19 protein-coding genes are annotated in these 20360 nt (G+C 42.4%); 10 read left to right on the top strand and 9 right to left on the bottom strand.

Annotation, left to right across the window (positions count from 1 at the left end):
* Positions 1-7: 7 nt before the first annotated feature.
* Entirely contained in the window at positions 8-1804 is a 1797-nt protein-coding gene (locus IEW05_RS22280) for a helix-turn-helix transcriptional regulator (RefSeq protein ID WP_188542057.1), read from the bottom strand.
* Between the two features lie 170 nt (positions 1805-1974).
* Between IEW05_RS22280 and IEW05_RS22275 the strand changes: the two genes are divergently transcribed.
* Complete coding sequence (locus IEW05_RS22275) at positions 1975-2793, top strand: CPBP family intramembrane glutamic endopeptidase (protein WP_188542056.1); 819 nt, start codon at positions 1975-1977, stop codon at positions 2791-2793.
* On the opposite strand, the gene IEW05_RS22270 is transcribed toward IEW05_RS22275, so the two are convergent.
* The 3 genes from IEW05_RS22270 to IEW05_RS22260 all read right to left on the bottom strand — a co-directional run bounded on the left by IEW05_RS22270 (position 2771) and on the right by IEW05_RS22260 (position 6338).
* Positions 2771-4150 (bottom strand): aldehyde dehydrogenase, encoded by a 1380-nt coding sequence (locus tag IEW05_RS22270; protein ID WP_188542104.1) that lies wholly within the window; start codon positions 4148-4150, stop codon positions 2771-2773. The genes IEW05_RS22275 and IEW05_RS22270 overlap by 23 nt on opposite strands.
* 64 nt (positions 4151-4214) lie before the next feature.
* The gene (gene rnhA, locus IEW05_RS22265; RefSeq protein ID WP_188542055.1) at positions 4215-4874 is read right to left on the bottom strand and encodes a ribonuclease H; all 660 of its coding nucleotides are present in this window, start codon (positions 4872-4874) and stop codon (positions 4215-4217) included.
* A 165-nt stretch (positions 4875-5039) separates the two neighbouring features.
* Positions 5040-6338 carry an alpha-glucosidase/alpha-galactosidase gene (locus IEW05_RS22260; protein WP_188542054.1) on the bottom strand — a complete coding sequence of 433 codons (1299 nt, stop codon included), beginning with the start codon at positions 6336-6338 and terminating at the stop codon, positions 5040-5042.
* Positions 6339-6540: 202 nt separating this feature from the next.
* On the opposite strand from IEW05_RS22260, the gene IEW05_RS22255 reads away from it, so the two are divergent.
* Complete coding sequence (locus tag IEW05_RS22255; RefSeq protein ID WP_188542053.1) at positions 6541-7386, top strand: AraC family transcriptional regulator; 846 nt, start codon at positions 6541-6543, stop codon at positions 7384-7386.
* Positions 7387-7463: 77 nt separating this feature from the next.
* Here the strand turns inward: IEW05_RS22255 and IEW05_RS22250 are convergent, their stop codons facing one another.
* The 4 genes from IEW05_RS22250 to IEW05_RS22235 all read right to left on the bottom strand — a co-directional run bounded on the left by IEW05_RS22250 (position 7464) and on the right by IEW05_RS22235 (position 10205).
* Positions 7464-8219, bottom strand: a complete 756-nt coding sequence (locus IEW05_RS22250) for a CPBP family intramembrane glutamic endopeptidase (protein ID WP_188542052.1) — start codon at positions 8217-8219, stop codon at positions 7464-7466.
* Positions 8200-8742, bottom strand: coding sequence for a PadR family transcriptional regulator (locus tag IEW05_RS22245; RefSeq protein WP_229753664.1), 543 nt, complete (start codon positions 8740-8742; stop codon positions 8200-8202). Before IEW05_RS22245 ends, IEW05_RS22250 begins: the two co-directional genes overlap by 20 nt.
* A 154-nt stretch (positions 8743-8896) precedes the next feature.
* Positions 8897-9748 carry a DUF6544 family protein gene (locus IEW05_RS22240; RefSeq protein ID WP_229753663.1) on the bottom strand — a complete coding sequence of 284 codons (852 nt, stop codon included), beginning with the start codon at positions 9746-9748 and terminating at the stop codon, positions 8897-8899.
* Positions 9741-10205, bottom strand: coding sequence for a MarR family winged helix-turn-helix transcriptional regulator (locus IEW05_RS22235; RefSeq protein WP_188542050.1), 465 nt, complete (start codon positions 10203-10205; stop codon positions 9741-9743). The genes IEW05_RS22240 and IEW05_RS22235 overlap by 8 nt, the downstream gene beginning before the upstream one ends.
* 231 nt (positions 10206-10436) lie before the next feature.
* Between IEW05_RS22235 and IEW05_RS22230 the strand changes: the two genes are divergently transcribed.
* The 7 genes from IEW05_RS22230 to IEW05_RS22200 all read left to right on the top strand — a co-directional run bounded on the left by IEW05_RS22230 (position 10437) and on the right by IEW05_RS22200 (position 17855).
* Complete coding sequence (locus IEW05_RS22230; RefSeq protein ID WP_229753662.1) at positions 10437-11402, top strand: phosphodiester glycosidase family protein; 966 nt, start codon at positions 10437-10439, stop codon at positions 11400-11402.
* Positions 11403-11408: 6 nt separating this feature from the next.
* Positions 11409-12425, top strand: coding sequence for a bifunctional glycosyltransferase family 2/GtrA family protein (locus IEW05_RS22225; RefSeq protein WP_229753660.1), 1017 nt, complete (start codon positions 11409-11411; stop codon positions 12423-12425).
* 98 nt (positions 12426-12523) lie between these two features.
* Entirely contained in the window at positions 12524-14119 is a 1596-nt protein-coding gene (locus tag IEW05_RS22220; protein ID WP_188542049.1) for a spore germination protein, read from the top strand.
* Between the two features lie 15 nt (positions 14120-14134).
* Positions 14135-15328, top strand: a complete 1194-nt coding sequence (locus tag IEW05_RS22215) for a Ger(x)C family spore germination protein (RefSeq protein WP_188542048.1) — start codon at positions 14135-14137, stop codon at positions 15326-15328.
* Between the two features lie 22 nt (positions 15329-15350).
* Positions 15351-16457 (top strand): GerAB/ArcD/ProY family transporter, encoded by a 1107-nt coding sequence (locus tag IEW05_RS22210; protein WP_188542047.1) that lies wholly within the window; start codon positions 15351-15353, stop codon positions 16455-16457.
* Between the two features lie 19 nt (positions 16458-16476).
* The gene (locus IEW05_RS22205) at positions 16477-16710 is read left to right on the top strand and encodes a hypothetical protein (protein ID WP_188542046.1); all 234 of its coding nucleotides are present in this window, start codon (positions 16477-16479) and stop codon (positions 16708-16710) included.
* A 26-nt stretch (positions 16711-16736) separates the two neighbouring features.
* Positions 16737-17855: a GerAB/ArcD/ProY family transporter gene (locus IEW05_RS22200; protein WP_188542045.1), complete on the top strand. Its 1119-nt coding sequence runs from the start codon at positions 16737-16739 to the stop codon at positions 17853-17855.
* Positions 17856-17983: 128 nt separating this feature from the next.
* Here IEW05_RS22200 and IEW05_RS22195 read toward each other — a convergent pair whose 3' ends face one another.
* Positions 17984-19534 (bottom strand): MDR family MFS transporter, encoded by a 1551-nt coding sequence (locus tag IEW05_RS22195; protein ID WP_188542044.1) that lies wholly within the window; start codon positions 19532-19534, stop codon positions 17984-17986.
* 205 nt (positions 19535-19739) lie between these two features.
* Between IEW05_RS22195 and IEW05_RS22190 the strand changes: the two genes are divergently transcribed.
* A complete protein-coding gene (locus tag IEW05_RS22190; RefSeq protein ID WP_188542043.1) occupies positions 19740-20351 on the top strand; it encodes a TetR/AcrR family transcriptional regulator in 612 nt (203 codons plus the stop codon).
* The last annotated feature ends 9 nt before the right edge of the window (positions 20352-20360 follow it).

Below are 20360 nucleotides of genomic sequence, written 5' to 3'. Positions count from 1 at the left end.
TCAGCGTTTAAATGATCCCCTCACTTTGTGCCTTCTCCGTGGCTTCTGTTCTACTAGTCACATTCATTTTAGAGTAAATGACTGACAAGTAGTTGCGAACCGTACCCTCCGCCAGAAATAATCGTTCGGCAATCTCTTTATATTTCAAATTCTCAGACAGATATTGCAGCACTTCCAGTTCTCGCTCCGTTAATCCATACTCATTTTTCTTATCGTCATCACGTAGGGAACCTTCTTTCGCTGACTGCACCAGCTGCTTGGCAAGCTGCTGAGTAATAATCATCTCACCGCGATAGAGGGATCTAATTTTGGATAATAGCTCTCTTGAAGAGATAACTTTCTCCATGCAGCCTTCCACGCCAAGTTGAATGGCTTCCATGACTACATGTTGGTCGCTATCCGAACTGGTCATCACAATGATCTTGATCTCAGGTGAAATTTCCTTTATTGCTCCGATCAAAGCAAGACAATCGCCTTCTTCATACTCAGATGAGAGAAGAATCACGTCAGGGTGCTCCGCCCGGCACAACTCTAACAGCTCAGATCCACTAGAAGAGGCGGCGATGACCTGCATATCGTCTTGCATCGATAATAATGCTGCCAATGCCTCCCGAACGATCGGCTCACTATCTGCTACAACTATTCCAATCGTTGTATTTGCTTGATCCATAATGATAGGAAGCGTACACGTAACCGTCATTCCCTGATTTAGAAAGGACGAAATTTGCAGATGGCCACCTAAATCTTGAAGCCGTCCTTGTAACGATTCAAGTCCACTCGATAGACGTTCCTCTTCAGTACCATGCCCATCATCCTGTAAAATAAGCTCGACGTTAGTATCCAAGCATTTCACCGTGATCTGAATATGAGCTGCGTTCCCTTCCCTTTTGGCAAGTGACACCGCCTCATGCAGACAACGTATCAATAGAAGCTTCTGCTCCTTGGAAAGATCTCTTTCTTCCCCACTGAATCGTAGAATTACCTCGCACCCCGTACTATTGAGTTCGTCTATTGCTAAATGAATCATTTCGCTCAGGGTAAAATTCAACTCTAATGGCCCTAGGTCCTGAACGGCCTGCTTCACTTCATTCAATCCGCTGTGAGTTACGTCCATAATCCGCTCAACCATGTTCGCCTCGCGCTCCGTCGATATTTCTTGTTTCAATGATTCCAAACCAAGTACAAGGGTTGTATATGTATGGCTAATAGAGTGCTGAAGTTCATTAAAAATTCGGTCTCTTTCCTTAAGGATCGAGTTCTGCTCCACTTGCCGTGCATGCTGCTCCAGTAAGCGGTATTGCTCTTGAATAATCACATTACGCTTCTCAATCTCTTCTTTGGAGGATACGAGGATATGAAAAACAAATCCCAAAGCCGTATAGATCAGACATGACGACGTAATTGACAAATACGAAACGGGTGCCTCGGGTAACAATACCACGGGTCCTGCAAAAGCAATGAGTAAGATAGCAATCCCTGAGCCCATGTACATTTTACGTTCATTATAAAAACCAACCATCATGCAGTACATGACTAGATTACCTGTGAGCAAGTGATTGATCGAGGTTAAGTAAGGGACCAACAAAGCAAGTAATATTAGTTCAGAAATAAGATAAGGCTTCTTCCCCAGTTGCAATAAAAGTAAAGGTACGGCATAAGAAACCAAGATGAGTCCAAATATCAACCACATAGGCGCAGAGCTATTCGTCCCATATTTCTCCGCAAAATAAAGTACAGAAATCAAAAAAATCGTTCGGATGATATAGAGTACCCAATCATTCCATTTCAATCTCCAAGCCAACATAGAACATCCCCAATCCATGCTATCACACATGTTGTATTTTGCTGTTCAATGAACGTAATACCGCTAATTCCCTTTGTCATTTAAACATGTGACACGGTATCACTAGTTGTTATGACACCCCAATCGGTAAGATCGGATTATAAAACATATCCGCGAAGGGGTTAAATCACATGAATAACAAGAACATTACACTTCGGAACGCTATTCTATTTATAATCATGGTCGCCGTATTAGAAGCCGTTCTTCTCATCTTACCAATCGAACTGAATACGGCGATGTTTATGTTAGTGCCTTCGATTGCTGCCTTAATTACTATGCTTGTGACCCGTGAAGCGCTGCATAAGGAAGGTTGGAAGTCACTAGGGTTTGGAACCTTCCAAGGTAAAACCTTCATGATTGGTCTTCTAACCCCTATATTGCTCATCGGGGTCTCTTACGCTATCATCTGGACAACTGGCCTGGGCGTCCTCGGTGTCTCACCTGAGAATTCCGGAAAAGGTGTGGAGTTAGCTATCCGTTTTATCATTACGTTAGTCGGTGGGGCCGTAACTGTTGTTCTAGGTGAAGAACTCGGCTGGCGTGGATACTTACTACCGAGGTTAACAAGTCTGGGCACAAGCAAAGCGCTTCTATGGAGTAGTGTCATCTGGGGGTTATTTCATTTGCCTATTATGATATTTACAGATCTTTATCATAGCGACGTTAATTTATATGTATACATCCCGCTGTTTCTGTTAAACGTCGTACTTGCGGGGATGTTTATCGGTTTTCTTCGTTTGAAAAGCAATAGTATCTGGCCGGCTCTGATCGCACACAGCGCACATAACTTAGCATGGTCGTATGGCGATATGTTCACGCAAAATCAAATGTCGATTGTTAAATACTTAACAGGTGATGCCGGAATTCTATTAATTATCGGTTATGCCTTAGCGCTCTTTGTGTTCATGCGAAGCAACAAAACTACAGTCACTTCAAAAATTTCTTTATAAGCTTCAATTTCTTGGAGCTAGAGGGTGGATAAATGAGACTCAAATTGATTTTAGTCGATTTCTTTAGCACACTTTTTAAATGAGAGAACGTTTCAAAGCTATGCCGACCATGATAAGCGCCCATTCCTGAAGCCCCAACTCCTCCAAAAGGAAGATAAGGACTTACTAGATGCAACACCGTATCGTTGATACATCCGCCACCAAATGACACCTGCTCCATCACCTTAGTCTCTGTTACCTTATTTTTCGTAAATAAATAGAGGGCCAGAGGCTTGGGTCTGAGGTTAATACTTTCAATTGCTTCATCAAGATCGCTATACTCCAATACAGGTAAAATGGGGCCAAATATTTCTTCTTCCATCACTTTGTCAGTCCAAGCTACATTGTTCATAATCGTTGGTGCGAAATACATATCTTCACGATCTCCCTCACCACCGACAACAACCTTTGATTCATTAACAAGGCCACGAAGACGGTCCCATTGTTGTTCGTTTACGATTCTCCCGTAGTCTTCACTAAGCTTTGGATCTTCTCCATAGAAAGCCATTAGCTGCTCCTTCATCTTTGCGATGAGTGCTGGCTTGATCTCCTTATGAACGAGCAGATAGTCCGGTGCAACACAGGTCTGGCCATTATTCAGGAATTTCCCCCAAACGATACGCTGAGCAGCCAGGTCGAGATCGACGGTACGATCTACAATGCAGGGACTCTTACCCCCCAGTTCAAGCACAACCGGTACGAGATTCTCTGCCGCTGCTTGCATCACGATCTTCCCAACCTTCGTACTTCCCGTAAAAAAGATCAGATCTACTGGAGCGTGAATCAACGCCGAAGTAGCTTCCTTTCCACCCTCAACAACTGCGATATAGGACTCATCAAAGTTGTCACGAAGCAGCTTACTTATGGCCGCAGATACATGAGGCGTGTACTCAGATGGCTTAACAATGGCGGAATTTCCCGCCGAGATCGCTCCGATCAGCGGATCCATTACCAACATAAAGGGATAATTAAAAGGGCCTATGATGAGGACTGAACCATACGGCTCAGGGTAGATATAGCTTTTTGACCCAAAATGGATAATCGGTGTAGCGACCCGCTTGGGCTTAGCCCATTGTTTCAGATGTTTTATGCAATAACTAATACTGTCATATACATAGCCGATTTCCGTTGCATAAGCTTCAAATGGAGACTTCCGAAGATCCTTATATAGAGCATCTGCAATCAAGCTTTCATTTTGCTGAATTACTGTCTTTAATCGTTTCAACTGCTCTAACCGAAATTCAATTGATTTCGTATGACCTGAGCGGACATATTGCTGTTGTTTACTCACCATTGATAACACGGCTTTAGAATCCATTTCATTCACAGGAATCCCCCGTTCTTTTTTCAAATTAGATCTTTGATCAGAATACAACAATTCACTATTTTCTTCCATAATCCGCTTTGATCTCGCCCCACTCCTTGGTTTCCCATTTCAGCAATTTATTCTCGTAGCGATTATTCTCCAACCATTTCAACGCCCGGTCCACCAAATTCCAAACCTCTTTCGTCGATTCATCTCGAACCAGGCTCGTAGCCACTTGCTTCTCACGAACCCATTTCAATGCTGTTCTTGAATCACTGTATACCGTCTTTGTACTTCCCAGTTGCTTCAAATAGGCTAGTGAGTGCACAATCGCCAGAAATTCACCTAGATTATTTGTACCATTAGGAATAGGACCAACGGCAAAAAGAACTTCCCCCGTCTTTGTGTCTACACCTTGATATTCAATCGGTCCTGGATTCCCTCTAGTTCCTACATCTACAGATACGCTATCATAGTCGATGCTAGCACTAGATGCTGACGAAGAAGATGAAGCACGGCTTGATGAAGTTCCCTTGGACCCGCTACTACCTGTCTGCTTCTTCCCCCAATGTTTGGTCCAGCCTTCGCTATAAGCCTTCTGTGCCTCACTACTAGAATCATAAGATTTATATTTAGCATCTTTGACTTGCTCCACCTGCTCCTTACACTCTGCCCAGCTATGGTATATGCCTGGGCGTTTTCCCACCCAAACTACGTAATATTTCTGTTTCGCCACTACACTTCTCTCCTCCTACTACAACTATACATCCGCATGTTCTACTGTAACCACGATACACCATAACGAGCGCGGATTCCATTGTACAAATAACAAAAAGAGATATCCTCTCCCCTTTTGCTAAGGTTAAAGATATCTCTCTTCTTGAATTACTTTCAGTAACAACTATTTATAAGCTGGAAGCCAGTTACCATGTGCTTCGATAAGATCGTCACACATCGCAACAATATCATCCATAGACAACTCCGCAGCCGTATGCGGATCAAGCATAGCCGCGTGGTAAATATGTTCTTTCTTCCCGGTCACCGCAGCTTCAATCGTAAGTAATTGGGTGTTGATGTTCGTTCTATTCAAGGCTGCAAGCTGTGGTGGGAGGTCTCCAACATAAGTTGGTGTAATACCCGAGGCATCTACAAGACAAGGCACTTCCACGCACGCTTCTGAAGGCAGGTTGGTAATTAGTCCCGTATTCATGACATTACCACCGATTTTGTATGGCTTGTTCGTTTCCATCGCCTCTAACATATAGGAAGCATATTCCAAACTGCGCACATGCTCAATATGCTGACTGGCGAATAATTTCTCACGCATATCGGACCAGCCCTTGATCTGCTCAATGCAACGACGAGGATATTCATCGAGCGGAATATTGAAGCGTTCAATCAGCTCTGGATAGTTCTTTTTGATGAAGTATGGATGGTATTCAGCACTATGCTCTGACGATTCCGTTACATAATAACCGAAGCGTTGCATAAGCTCGTACCGGACCATATCATGGTGGGTCTCCTTCTGTTTCTCTGCTGCTCTGCGTTTAATCTCTGGATACAAGTCCACTCCATCACGAGATACTTCCAGCAACCAAGCCATATGATTTATACCAGCGATTTTAGTCTTAAGTCCGTCTTGATCCATGCCAAGCGCATCAAACAATCCCGATACACAGGTCTGCACACTGTGACAAAGACCCACCGTCTTGATTCCGCCTACAGTGTTCATGACATTGGTTAGCACAGCCATTGGGTTTGTATAGTTGAAGAACCACGCATCTGGACACACTTCCTGCATATCTTTGGCGAAATCGAGCATCACCGGAATCGTTCGCAAATTACGGAAGACCCCTCCTATTCCAAGGGTATCTGCGATCGTCTGACGTAGGCCATACTTCTTAGGTATTTCAAAATCTGTAATCGTACATGGGTCGTAGCCACCGACTTGAATCGCATTAATAACGTATTTAGCACCCTTCAGCGCTGCCTTGCGGTCGGTATACGCCTTTACGGTGCACTGACTGCCAAGCGACTGTCTCATGCTATTAAGCAATCTCTCTGAATCGCGAAGACGTTCCTCATTTATATCGTACAAAGCGAGCTCAAATCCCTGCAACGCTTCAGTCAACATCACATCGCCGAGAACATTTTTGGCAAAAACCGTACTACCTGCACCCATAAAAGTAATTTTGGACATTACATGTTCGCCTCCAATTAAGTAAGAATGTAACCTCAGTATAGACTTTGATTGGCGAAATCAACATGGATCAACCCATTCAAAACATGTCATAATCCAATTTAGTTAACCGTTTTCATAGTAAATAACTCTAAATTACCTGTTATAATATAAGGACCATCCATTTCCTATTTGAACTAGAAATATTCAAGGAGGACAACCCTTGCAATCTCGAATTGATATCACCTTCACTAGTGAAACCTTACCCCGTCATTTGGATCTTAATCTACTATTTTTCGGTAAGGAGGAGTGTCTGCCTGGACATGCCTGGGGGCCCGGCTTGCGCGATTCCTACCTTATTCATTACATCCATAGTGGAAGTGGTGTCTTTGGTAGCGGTGAAGAAATTCAATCCCTAAAGGCTGGGCAAGGATTTCTTATCCCTCCAGATACCATTGTCCATTACCAAGCAAATGAGCATGATCCTTGGACCTATTCATGGATTGGTTTCAGCGGTCTACATGCCAAATCCTTCATGCAGCGTGCAAATTTAGGGCCTGCTCATCTCATCTTTGATACAGGTCAGAACAGCTCTCATTTCGACTCATTTTATGACGATCTGCTGGATGCTCGCTCCCAGCGAAGCGGTGATGTATTAAGTCAAAGTATTCTCTATCGACTGATGGCTGAATTAATCTCTGGCTCAGAGGTGCCAAACCTGGAACCCAAGACCTCCCCGTCCAAAGAGGCTTACATTAGACAGGCAATCAAATTTATGGAGAACAACTACAGTCAAAAGATCACGATTCTAGACATCGCGACTTATGTTGGTCTGGACCGGACGTACTTGTCTAGCCTGTTCAAAGCGAAGTTCGGTATATCACTACAATCCTTTCTGTTAGAATACCGCATGAACCGAGCTGCCGAATTACTCCATAATCCAGAGCTGTCCGTCAGCGATATTTCCCGTTCTGTCGGTTATACCGATCCATTCCTCTTCTCTAAAATGTTCAAGAAAGTCACCGGCAGTTCACCTAGAAACTCCCGCGATCTGAAACCGACTGAATAATGCAAAAACCCGACCGGATCAACATCCAAGTCGGGTTTTGCACTATCACTCCAAGATCGTCATTCATCAATATGTCTTTATGCTGCGATGGAACCTTTGATGGTCTTCTTGTTGAGACTTTTAATTAGTACAATACTGTAGATAACCAGGATAACCAGTGCAATCACATCGAAGTAAGTCACACCAGTAGCTTCTGGACCTAAGAACTGAATCAAGTTATGTAAGAAGTGAAACAAGATGAGCGGATAAATATTACTGCCACGAACCATAAGTAATGCCAACACTACACCAATTAGCAGAGAATATACAATCTGTACGACCGTATTAGCAAGATCTTGACCAGAGATCATATTCAAAGCATGCGTGACTGCGAACAACAGACTTGAAGTAATAACGGCAGCCTTCACACCTACATTCAGCATCGCTTTTAAAATAAGCCCCCGATAAACGGTCTCCTCAACAAACCCTACCAACAGGGTGAAGGATACAAATTGGATGACCTTGGACACCGATAAATCTTCAAAGCCCTTCAAACTAATCGTGATCAACACCAAAATTAAAGGCAAATGATATAACCAGTTCTGCTTCGTAATTGTAGAAAGTGACTGGAACCCGAGGCTACCCCACTTCCTCTTCCAGGTCAAATAAATAACGAGTATAAGCGCGATTGGAGTAAATGAAACCCAAATGGCAGCGATATAATCCAGTTCCTTAATTGTAGCAATCGCTCCGCCTACCGTGACGATGATAAGAAGTAATACCTCTACAACAATAACGAACAGTATCGGACGTTTCACAAAAAATGATGATTTATTACTTTGAGTTTGTAGCATTCAAATCATTCCTCTCTTTAATGTTGTTGATCCATTCTTTTACCATGGTAAGTTGGTTTAATCCGTTGTACAAAACGGACACCCGGTAATAATAGTCCTGCGGATTCGGAAGTACCGCTAGCTCTTGTGAAACGATTTGCTGTACCATTCCTACCCCTTTAATCTCTTGCTCCAGTTTGTAGAGGTATTCGGTTAAACGCTGCTCACGAGTAGTTTCATCCAAATGATCATAGAAAAAAATTCTACCAAGCAGCTCATTACGGGGTGTCTCTAAAGGCTCCGCTAACCAGTTCAAGAACAACTCTTTCCCACTCGGTAGCAAGGTATATATCTTCTTGTTCTTACTATTCTCTGTCTCTATTACAGACAAGTGGCCTTTCTCCGTTAATCTCTTCAAAGCCGGGTACAGACTGCCATAGCTCGCCTTGAGAAAAAATCCAACCGTACTATCTATCGTTTTCTTGATGTCATATCCGCTCATCGGTTGTTCCATCAGCAGACCTAAAATTACGTATTCCAGCATTCCCATTCACCTCAAATATGTATCTATTCGATATATCGTCTTGATACATTTTATTATATAAATTTTTAATCAATAGTCAAGGGTTATTTTTCCATAAAAAAAAGAGTAAGGACCTCAGTGCTATGCACCTCGCCCTTACTCCAACCAATCTGCTTCATTTCACAACATTATATTCGACATTCTTCATATGAAACTTTGCGTAAATAAACTCCCCACTCTCTAAATGCCAAACGCCTTCTCCATAGGTAGGAAACGTTACGCCATTGACCGTTTTATAATCCTTGACTGGGGTACTCCACTTTGTTTTGATGAACTCTCCATTTGGTGTAGTGTAATACCTATCCTCTGTTACAAAATTTATCAATGCACCCTCCGCATTAAAGTACAGGATTGCCGACACCTTCATCCCCTTGTCCTCGATTGAACACTCAACGCTTTGTTCATCTACCGTTTTCCAAGTAATCCGTTTATCTACTAATGCGGAAGGCGATAACAAGCTAATATCGTTTAATAATGTAACCAGTTCCGCTTGGTTCATCTGTTCCCCAGTCTCATCAGCTACTTTAATTACAGATGCTAATTTAATTAACATCCTACCTTTACCTTCAATATAAGAATCTATACCAGTTAGTGGAATACCGAACATCTTCCCCTTTATATAGAACAATCTCGTAAATTCATCATAAAAATTATGCTGGTCAACGACAACCTTCATCCAAGGCTTATCCAACCCTCGCTTCATTTCACCTTCAATTTTCATATGTAGATTATGTGCTTTGGGTTTGCCTACTACCCCAACATAGTGTAGATATTTCTGCACAGGTGCAGGCAGATCAGCAATGTCCTCTTCTGTTACAATATCCTGCACTACTTTTGAAGTAGATAAGGCATGGTTCACCTTGTCTTCATAACTTGTTCTCATAGCTCGCTCCCCAAAGAAACAGATTCCTATTACTAGTACAATGAGTACTCCAATCGCAAAAAATAGCATTTTCTTCTTACTCACTATACTTCTCACCCAATTTGCAGATATTTGCATACAGCTTATGAAACCCACTCCACATGGCTCCAATTTCATCCGGGCTTAGTTCATGAAATAGGCCCATTATAAAATCTTTGTCCTGCTCTGCCCTCTTCCCCCAAAATTCTCGGCTTTTCTCACTCAAACTCAGCCGAAGAATTCTGCTATCCTTGGTATCCTTCTCGATGATTAGTAATCCTTTGTCTTGCAGCTTCAATGCAATCTGCTTCAAATTCTGTCTTGAACTGCCCACCTCTTTGGCCACTTCAGACAACGTCGGATGATAATCACCAAATTGCTCTACGATCATCATTAGGAACCACTGTTTCGTTGTGACCTCCTTCAAATAGCTATCACCAATGGTTTGAAGCTTATTAGCAAGTAAAAAGATCCCTCCAAACAATTCGATTTGTTGTTGTTCCGTCTCTACGTTGTTCTTCATGATATTCTCCAATTCGCTAAAGGTAATATATTACTCATATAGGTAAGATATTACCTATATGCTGGTTTGTCAATGCTTCTAATTGAATTAGGACCCGACCGCCCAAACTTTCAACTCACTTTCACCTCCTACTCAGTTTCAATTCAGCTAACGGAAGTATCATGATGGCTAGGCATTCCCCTTTTGCTTGAGAGGGGCGCGATATGCAAATAACGAGGTGGTGTTGCACTGATGATGATGAACAAAACGACGAAAAAATTGACGAGCAAGAAACCCAAACGAAAGCTATACATCATTTCCATTGTAATCATTCTGGTCATTGGGTCTGTACTATATGGACTCGCGGATCGCTATTTAATTGAACACGTTGAAGTCGTCGTGTCTGATGAACAGTCGTCAGCCGAAGGTACGAGCAATGCTGGTGTCACGAGGTCAAGTGCAACCTACGATGATTGGAGTTATACCAGTGATGACATCAAGATCAAGATTGATCAGGTCCAGACTGGATCCGGTTCTGATCAGATTACCTACTTTGTAGCCGACGTCACCCTCCAGGATTCAAGCAACTTACTCTCTGCATTTGCCGATAATAGCTTCGGTCGTAACATCATAGAGAACACTTCAGAGATTGCATCTAGCAATGATGCTATCTTCGCCATTAACGGTGATTACTACGGTTTCCGTAACGATGGTGTCATTATTCGGAATGGGACCTTATTCCGAGATAGTCCGGTACGAACCGCTCTGGCTCTATTCAATGACGGCACGATGAAATCTTTCGATGAGGAACAACTCCCCTCTTCTACTCTACTAGCAGATGGTGTTACCCATACTTTGTCCTTTGGACCAACACTGATCGAAGACGGTCAGATCACCCAGGACTTCAGCCATGTCATGATCGACACTAATTTTGGCAATCGCTCTATTCAAGGTGCTAATCCTAGAACCGCGATTGGAATGATCGCTCCCAATCATTATGTGTTCATCGTGGTAGATGGTCGCAAACAGGGTTACAGCCGCGGAATGACTTTAACAGAGTTGGCTGACGTTTTTGCTGATCTTGGATGTACCGAAGCTTACAATCTGGATGGCGGTGGTTCATCCACGATGTATTTCATGGGTAGGGTCGTTAATAATCCACTCGGTAAAAACCAAGAGCGAGGTGTTAGCGACATACTTTATATCAAAGAGAGGTAGATAAACATGACGATATCCGTGCTGATTCCAGCCTATGAACCTGATGAAAGATTACTTAACCTAATCTCTCAGTTAAGGGCCCTCTTGAATGTTAGTATTATTGTCGTGGATGACGGCAGTGGTGACCGATATCATGATATTTTCCAAGAGGTGGAGGCGTGTGGTTGTAAGGTCTTACGTCACGATACCAATCTTGGTAAAGGCCGCGCCCTCAAAACAGGGTTTCACTATATTCGAGAAGCAGGACTAGAAGGCCATGTAATATGTGCAGATAGCGATGGGCAACATTTGCCCGAAGATATTATAAAGATTGCCCATTCACTAGATCATATGGGCCATAGGTTTGTCCTCGGAAGCCGGCGATTTAGCGGAAAAGTACCGCTCAGGAGTCGCTTTGGCAATGTTGTTACACGCGGAATCTTCACCCTGTCAACGGGTACAAAGATACACGATACGCAAACCGGATTACGCGGATATTCAGTCTCCATGCTAGATTGGCTTTGTGAGATTCCGGGGGAACGTTTTGAATATGAAATGAACATGCTACTAAGGGCACATAAGGATGGTTTCCTCATCACTGAAGAGTATATCGATACAATTTATCTGGACAAAAATAAATCGTCACATTTCCATCCTCTTGTGGACTCTTTCAGAGTATATCTCCCTATTCTCATGTTCAGCGCCTCCTCTATCCTATCAGCAATACTGGACTTTGCCCTATTGTTCCTAATCCAAAGTCTCACAAACCATCTATTCCTATCTGTGGTGGTCGCAAGAATGTGCAGCTCCATATGTAACTATACGATGAATAGGAAATATGTATTTGGTATGAGCAAAACGTCTAACATCCACCATTCTCTACCGAGATACTTTGGTCTCGTCATCGTTGTACTTCTATTAAATTATGGACTTCTTTATCTATATCACGAAGGTCTGGCCATTCCACTCTTTATAGCCAAATTATTGACTGAGGCTTCCGTCTTCCTGTTCAGCTATTGGGTGCAGCGCAAATATGTGTATTAAGAGTAGGGGTCACCCCATCATGATCCCTCCATTTCGAATAAGTCGCTTTCCTTTCGGAGATAATCTTGATAGCACCTTATGGAAAGGGATAACAACTCATGAAATTTTTGAACGAATTAATCACACGAACTTTTAAAGGTAATACTCAAATAAAATCCGACTCAACTAAGGAGTTGCCTAAGGATTCGTGTAAACCAAATCTTCAGGACAATATTCAATATATAAAAACGACACTTGGAAACAGCACTGATCTTATTGTCAGAGAAATACAGATCGGACCTGGCAAACAAATCAAAGCTGCGATTTTTTATACGGATGGATTAAGCGATGCGAAGTCCGTGCAGAACTTCATTATGGAAACACTCCTGCAAAATAACGTAAATTCAAGTCTGGATAACATGCGATCGGATCATCAAGACCCCCTTCAGGTCTTAAAGGAGCGTATTCTTACCGTTGGAGAGATCAAGGATGTTAACGAATTTCGTACTTTGTTCACGTCCCTGCTATCGGGAGATGTCATTCTATTATTGGATGGATATACGCAAGGCTTCACCATTGGTATGCGTGAATGGAAAGACCGTGGTGTAACGGAAACTTCTACTGAAACCGTCATCCGGGGACCTAAAGAAGGTTTTACTGAGAATCTGCGCACCAACACCGCACTTATACGCCGAAAAATTAAGGACCCAAACCTTTGGCTAGAAACGAAAGAAATTGGAAGAGTAACCAAGACCAACGTTGCTATTATGTACATCAAGGGAATTACAAAGGACACAATCGTTCAAGAGGTTCATCAGCGATTAGATCGGATTGATATCGACGGGATACTGGAAAGTGGATATATCGAAGAATTGGTACAAGATGAAACGTACACTCCGTTTCCGACAATTTATCATACAGAACGTCCAGATGTCATTGCTGCTGATCTTTTGGAAGGTAAAGTTGCAATATTGGTGGATGGAACACCCATCGTATTGGTTGTTCCAAGTATGTTCATATCCTTTGTACAAGCCGCAGAGGATTATTATCAACGTTCGGACATCAGTTCACTTATTCGTATGCTCCGTTTTATCAGTATTTTTATTTCTCTTCTAGGCCCTTCCCTCTATATAGCTGTCACAACATTTCATCAGGAAATGTTGCCGACACAGTTGTTGATCAGTTTGGCTGCTCAACGAGAAGGAGTTCCTTTTCCTGCTTTCATTGAAGCCCTCATGATGGAAGCATCGTTTGAAATTCTGAGAGAAGCCAGTATAAGAATGCCCAAAGCAATTGCCCAATCGATATCTATCGTCGGGACACTAGTTATAGGAACAGCAGCCGTTGAGGCCGGAATTATATCCGCGGCTATGGTCATTGTCGTAGCCATTACAGCCGTTTCCAGCTTTGTGTTACCTTCTTTTGACCTGTCCATGACCATCAGAATGCTCCGATTCCCCATGATGATGCTCGCCGCTTCGTTCGGTTTGTTCGGAATTATTATTGGGGTTATTGCGATTGTCTTACATATGTGCAGCTTAAGATCATTTGGTGTTCCCTATATGAGCCCGTTCGCTCCATTTATCCTTGAGGATCAAAAGGATGCCCTTATCCGAATGCCCCATTGGACCATGTTCTCCCGCCCGCGGCTTATCAGTCGGAAGAAAAATTTCATTCGCGAGCAAAGTAATCTTCCGGAAAAGCCACAGGATTAAACAGGAGGTTCTCTTATGAAACGGAAGGGACTGTTACTTTGTATTTTCATGATCTTGGCTGTATTTCTGTCCGGCTGTTGGAACCGCAAAGAATTGAACGATCTGGCTATTGCCGTTGGTCTAGGCATCGATAAATCAGGTGATAAATACCGGGTTTCAGCACAAATTGTAGAGCCAAGTGAAGTTGCCGGAAAAAAGGGGGGCGCAAGCTCACCCGTGACCTTATACGAAGCTTCAGGCTACAGCGTATTAGAGGCACTTAGGGAAATGACTACGATTAGTCCCCGTAAAATATATACTTCCCATCTACGGATCCTGGTTCTAGGTGAATCATTGGCTAGAGAAGGAATCGGAGAAGCTCTGGATTTCTTGTCTAGGGATCCTGAGACACGGAATGACTTCTATATTGTTGTAGCCAAAGACGCAAAGGCTAGTGATACGTTAAAAGTCTTGACCAACATTGAAAAGTTACCTGCCGTTAGATTGTTCTCCAGTTTAGAGACATCAGAGAAACTTTGGGCACCTACAGCAACAGTTAAAATAGATCAACTTGTGTTTGATCTAGTGAGTGACGGAAAGCACCCTATATTAACAGGACTTAAAATTCTTGGAGACCCAGAAAAGGGGCAAATCCTGAGAAATATAGAAAGCGTCAAGTCTCCTACTGAATTGGAGTACTCAGGATTAGCCGTCTTTAAAAAAGATAAGCTCATCGGTTGGTTAAATGACGACGAGGGCAAAGCCTATAACTATATCGACAATCAAATTAAAGGTACGGTTGGCCATGTGGATTGTCCCGATGGAGGAAGAATATCATTAAAGGTTATTCGCTCAAATACGAAGGTAAAAGGAAGCGTAATTGATGAACAACCTCGAATCGATATTGAAGTGAATTCGGAAGCGAATATAGGCGAGGTACAATGTCATCTCGATCTGACTAAAGCGGAAAATATTGCGGAGGTAGAAAAATGGACGAATCGTAAACTAGAAAATTTAATAGAAACAACGGTAAAAAAAGTGCAGGACGAATACAAGGTCGATATTTTCGGATTTGGTGAAGTCATTCATCGTTCCAACCCAAAAGCCTGGAAAAAGTTAAAGAAGAATTGGGATCAAACCTTTGTGAAAATTCCGATCAATGTGAAGGTTAAGTACTCCATTCGAACTCTAGGTAAGGTATCCAACTCCTTCCTGGAACAAATGAATTAATGATCTGGGGTGAAATGAAGCTATGCTCGAGGGCGGTAAGATAAGTGTTCGTCAGCTCACTATATTGGTGATGCTCGTTACCCTGGGAGACTCTATTCTGGTATTACCTTCTATAGCAACTTTCGATGCGAAGCAAGATGCATGGATATCCATTTTAATCGGAATGGTAACAGGTTTGTCTACCGTCTACTTATTCTACAAGGTATGGAAACTGAATCCCCATTTGACCTTGATTCAATCGATTCAACAGATTTTAGGTAAATGGTTTGGGACCCTCGTTTCCCTCCTGTTCCTCGTGTACTTCTTTCTATCCGCTACAGCACATGTACGGGAGATAGGGGATTTTATGACTATAGAGATGATGCAGCAGACCCCTACCCAGGCAATTCAAATCATCTTTATATGTATTATTATCATGGCAGCGCAATTGGGGCTTGAGGTCATTGGACGTACAGCCGAAATTTTCACACCGTTGATTTTCATCCTGTTTTTTATACTGTTCTTCTTCCTTGCACCTGAATATGAATTTGAGCGAATACAACCCATCCTAGAGGACGGAATAAAACCCATATTACATGGGTCCATTTCTTGTTTAGCTTTCCCTTTTGTAGAGCTCGTAGTTTTCTTGATGGTATTCCCCTATGTGAACACTCCATCAAAGATTAAGCAGAGCTTGCTACAAGGTGCTCTAATAGGGGGAATCATCTTAACTCTTCTTACGTTTGCTTCCATTCTTGTACTAGGTGCCGAACAGACTGCCCGAAGTATATATCCCAGCTATTCTTTAGCAAGAAGGGTGACTATCGATCACTTTCTCGATAGAGTCGAATCCACCATAGCTCTGTTGTGGTTGCTTACCATGTTTTTTAAGATATCTATATATTTCTATAGTTTCATTCTAGGATTGGCACAATTGTGCAAATTAAAAGAACACCGGATGTTGGCCTTCCCTTCAGCTGTGCTTCTTATCGCGCTTTCTCCAGTCATCACCCCAAACATCGCCTATTACAATAGGCTGCTATCAAAATATTGGATATATTTTGATCTTACTTATGGCTTACTCTTCCCTTTGTTATTAATCGCCGTATATTTTTGTCGCAAGTTAAATAAAGTACCTGCTCAAACTTGAGGGATAGGGAGGAGATATCATGCTCACTACTGTAGGAATTCTTGCCGTTGTTGCAATAATTATCGCATTGGATGTGCCAACTCTTGTGAGGAAGAAGCTACGAAAGGAACTTTGGGTATTTTCCATTCTGCTATTTCTCGGCACTACGTTAGGTATTGCTCAAGCATTACGTATTCATATTCCCAATCCCATGGACTTCATGATCGCAGTGTACAAACCTATTTCTAATCTGATCGATGCTTGGTTACAATGATAATTCTGGCGTAGGGAGATATAGCAATGACCAAAGATAATGGAACCGTAAATTTGTTGGGCAAGGTAAACATAAGCTCACGCCAGTTTTCCATAGTGGTAGCATTATATATGGTCGGCAGCGCCATTCTGAACATTCCAGCCATGTTACAAATCGTGGCGAAACAAGATACTTGGATGGCGGCAGTGCTAGGGATGGCCGTAGGGTTAATCATTTTGCCTTTGTACATCTATCTTGGCAAACGCTTCTCCCAAGCTATCTTTACTTGGTATACGGAGAGACTTCTCGGCAAGTGGATAGGAAAGGTAATTTCACTTTTGTTTATTTTTACGTTTCCTGTACTCATTGCTATACTTACGCTTCGTAACATCGGGGACTTCATGACAACTCAAATTATGATGGATACCCCGATCCAAGCAATTCTTATCATCATCATGAGTGTAGTGATCATGGCCACTAGACTTGGGCTCGAACCCTTAGCTCGTGCAGCAGAACTGTTTTTTCCATTTGTTATCCTTCTCTTTATTCTGTTTATTGTATTGGTTTTTCCACATGTTAGTTTTAAATTTGTACAACCCATGCTTGATAATGGAATAAAGCCCGTGCTGAGGGCTTCTCTCATATTTATCGCCTATCCCTTTCTAGAACCCATTGTTCTAATCATGATATTTCCATTTGTTTCACGCACGGATAAGAACGGAAAAGCCTTATTTACAGGCATCTTCATCGGGGGAGTGATATTGGTCGTCATTACGACGCTCACCATTTTAGTGTTGGGCACAAAGACGGTAAGCTATGCCTACCCTAGCTTTGCCTTAGCCAAAACGATCAGCATGGGGAATTTTTTACAACGGATTGAGGTTATCATGGCGTTCATGTGGTTTATCACAATCTTTGTACGGTTAGCCCTTTTATTTTATATATCCGCTGTAGGTATCGCTCATACATTGAATATGAAGGAATACCGATTCCTAACGTTCCCCTTGGCCCTTATCATGATTACCCTAGCCATTGTCGCTTTCCCAAACGCAGCTTATTTCCAAGAGTTCACCCCTATCTGGACTATCCATGCGATAATGATGGGGCTCATGTTCCCCCTTCTATTGTGGCTTATTGATCTCATAAGAGGGGGAAAAAGAGTTTAGATCTTTAAAATCAAGTAAAGGGGGCTACCATCATTGGATGGCAACCCCCTTTTTTACTCAAATCTATCTAAGCCTTACTGTGGAAAGTCTAACAATGCTTTGATTTCTAAGTTAGTTCTTAATGAATCTTAACTTTTATTTTCAGTGATATTATTCTTTCCTACTAACCTAGCATCTCCCATAAAGAAACTTGCTATAAGACCAATGAGGACAAAAATTACCGCCCCTAGGAATAAATGATCTATAGCATTACTAAATACATTTCGTAGTTCCAAGAGTACCTCTTGGGGTAATGACGCACGTGCTGCAGAGTCTAAAAGAATCTGTGGATTGGTGAAATTCTCTAATTGGTCTGCAGGAAAGGAAACCGACTTCGTACTGAGTTTATTTATCCCTGATGCCATTTGCTGTGACATGAGGCTACCAAACACGCTGACTCCAATCGTGCCTCCAATGGAACGAAAAAATTGAGAAGATGAGGTGGCGACTCCACGCATATTTATATCGACTGCACTTTGTGCAGCAGTACCAATTGTAGGATAAATTGCACCCATGCCTAACCCGGCAATAACCATATATATAATCATCTCTAATTTAGTCGTATCCACTGTAATTTGACTCAGTAGAGCAATCCCCACACTCATCAACACCATACTTGGGATCAGAATCGTTCGATAGGAAACTTTACTCATCCACCGTCCAGCCAGAGTCGACGTGATCATGACTGATAACATAAGTGGGGTTAAAATATAGCCCGAGATGGATGAATTCACTCCGATCACACCCTGCACGAATAATGGAATATACACTATCGCACCAAATAAACCTGCACTCATAAAGAATCCCACTATATTCCCAAACCCAATAACCCGAATCTTGAAGAGATGAAGCGGGAGTATCGGCTCCTTCACTTTCATCTCAATCCAGAGAAACAGAGCAAGCAGCATAGCCCCTATACTGAACAAACCAATAATCTCCGTTGATCCCCAAGCATAACTCATTCCTTCTCCCTGCCCACTACCACCTAACACCAAGGCAAGCAATATAGCTATGATAGCCCCACTCAAAGTAAGTGCACCAAACCAATCGATCGACCGTCTCTCCTTGCTTTTGCTTTCCTCCATCGCTATAGCTATTATGATCAAAGCAGGAATGCCAATGACAAGATTCATGTAAAAGATCCAGCCCCAGTTCCAATGTTCTACGATCACCCCTCCAAGCGCCGGACCAAGAAGACTTGAAATAGCGAATACGGTCCCAAACAGCCCCATAAATTTCCCCCGTTTGTCTGGGGGATAAATATCCGCGACGATCGTCATAGAAATTGGCATTAAAGCCCCAGCTCCCAGACCTTGTATACCTCTGAAAATAATTAACTCCGTCATATCCCCAGCAAGCCCACATAAAGTGGAGCCAGCGAGAAATAGAAATATCCCGATCAAATACATCCTTTTTCGCCCAAATAAATCCGCAAGCTTACCGTAGATCGGCATGGTTGTTGTCGAAGCTAACATATAGATCGTAAACACCCAGCTATATACGGATAACCCTCCCAATTCTTTAATTACCGTCGGCATGGCAGTTGAAATAATAGTCTGATCTAGGGAAGACAGAAACAACCCCATTAATAATCCGATTGTAATCAACCCTGTCCTCGATCCTTCATTCTCATTTGACATTCCTATACACATCCTTTCCTTTATTGATAATTGTGGCGATGACCGCAATAAATTGACACAAAGATGTATTTGCAACACTGTGTCGTTTATAATATGATTTAACCAGCCTAATCGCAACCAACAGTATTTCAGAAAGTGTCGTATTATCAACGGATAATGGTATAGAGTTGTAAAAATTATAAAAAATAAACACAGGAGGATAACCATGTCTATTAAACTTGATCCACGTATTAAGCGAACACTTCATCTGATCAGCGATGCATTGCTTTCACTAATAGAGGAGAAAGGGTTTGATCATATCACCGTGCGAGATATTACCTCCCGTGCAGAAATCAATCGCGCGACGTTCTATCTTCACTATCAGGATAAATATGATTTACTAGATAAAATCGTAGATGAGAAAATCAATGAATTTGCAACTGTATTCCAACTGCCACCCGGCTTTGAAATTGATGACTTTGTTAAGGATGTGGATACTCCCCCTGACTCCTTTGTTCGCCAATTTGAGCATATTGCTGACTACGCAAAGTTCTATAAGGTGATGCTAGGCGCACACGGGTTGACTGGATTTGCAATGCGCATGGAAGAAGCCATTCGGAAATCTTTATATCATAGATCCATAATTGCTCAGCCCCATGACAATCAAGCGTTGGTGCCAAGAGAACTCGTAGTTCGTTATGCAACATCAGCCCACCTTGGCCTCATTATGTATTGGCTGGAAAATAACATGCCCTATACACCCAAATACATGGCGATTCAACTGATACGTCTACACGTACTTGGTCCTACCCAACTCATGAAGGCTAACTTTAAGTGAGCTTGCTAA

Source organism: Paenibacillus segetis, from assembly GCF_014639155.1.
Taxonomy (GTDB): Bacteria; Bacillota; Bacilli; order Paenibacillales; family Paenibacillaceae; genus Fontibacillus; species Fontibacillus segetis.
This window is presented reverse-complemented; position numbering and strand designations above follow the sequence as displayed.

What these genes read in the sequence shown, in the direction of transcription:
- IEW05_RS22270 (WP_188542104.1), bottom strand. Translation starts at nt 4,150, where the DNA reads ATGGATTCTAAAGCCGTGTTATCAATGGTGAGTAAACAACAGCAATAT.
- IEW05_RS22225 (WP_229753660.1), top strand. Translation starts at nt 11,409, where the DNA reads ATGACGATATCCGTGCTGATTCCAGCCTATGAACCTGATGAAAGATTA.
- IEW05_RS22215 (WP_188542048.1), top strand. Translation starts at nt 14,135, where the DNA reads ATGAAACGGAAGGGACTGTTACTTTGTATTTTCATGATCTTGGCTGTA.
- IEW05_RS22195 (WP_188542044.1), bottom strand. Translation starts at nt 19,534, where the DNA reads ATGTCAAATGAGAATGAAGGATCGAGGACAGGGTTGATTACAATCGGA.
- IEW05_RS22250 (WP_188542052.1), bottom strand. Translation starts at nt 8,219, where the DNA reads ATGCTACAAACTCAAAGTAATAAATCATCATTTTTTGTGAAACGTCCG.
- IEW05_RS22220 (WP_188542049.1), top strand. Translation starts at nt 12,524, where the DNA reads ATGAAATTTTTGAACGAATTAATCACACGAACTTTTAAAGGTAATACT.
- IEW05_RS22235 (WP_188542050.1), bottom strand. Translation starts at nt 10,205, where the DNA reads ATGAAGAACAACGTAGAGACGGAACAACAACAAATCGAATTGTTTGGA.
- IEW05_RS22260 (WP_188542054.1), bottom strand. Translation starts at nt 6,338, where the DNA reads ATGTCCAAAATTACTTTTATGGGTGCAGGTAGTACGGTTTTTGCCAAA.
- IEW05_RS22200 (WP_188542045.1), top strand. Translation starts at nt 16,737, where the DNA reads ATGACCAAAGATAATGGAACCGTAAATTTGTTGGGCAAGGTAAACATA.
- IEW05_RS22230 (WP_229753662.1), top strand. Translation starts at nt 10,437, where the DNA reads ATGATGATGAACAAAACGACGAAAAAATTGACGAGCAAGAAACCCAAA.
- IEW05_RS22210 (WP_188542047.1), top strand. Translation starts at nt 15,351, where the DNA reads ATGCTCGAGGGCGGTAAGATAAGTGTTCGTCAGCTCACTATATTGGTG.
- IEW05_RS22190 (WP_188542043.1), top strand. Translation starts at nt 19,740, where the DNA reads ATGTCTATTAAACTTGATCCACGTATTAAGCGAACACTTCATCTGATC.
- IEW05_RS22280 (WP_188542057.1), bottom strand. Translation starts at nt 1,804, where the DNA reads ATGTTGGCTTGGAGATTGAAATGGAATGATTGGGTACTCTATATCATC.
- IEW05_RS22205 (WP_188542046.1), top strand. Translation starts at nt 16,477, where the DNA reads ATGCTCACTACTGTAGGAATTCTTGCCGTTGTTGCAATAATTATCGCA.
- IEW05_RS22275 (WP_188542056.1), top strand. Translation starts at nt 1,975, where the DNA reads ATGAATAACAAGAACATTACACTTCGGAACGCTATTCTATTTATAATC.
- IEW05_RS22245 (WP_229753664.1), bottom strand. Translation starts at nt 8,742, where the DNA reads ATGCTGGAATACGTAATTTTAGGTCTGCTGATGGAACAACCGATGAGC.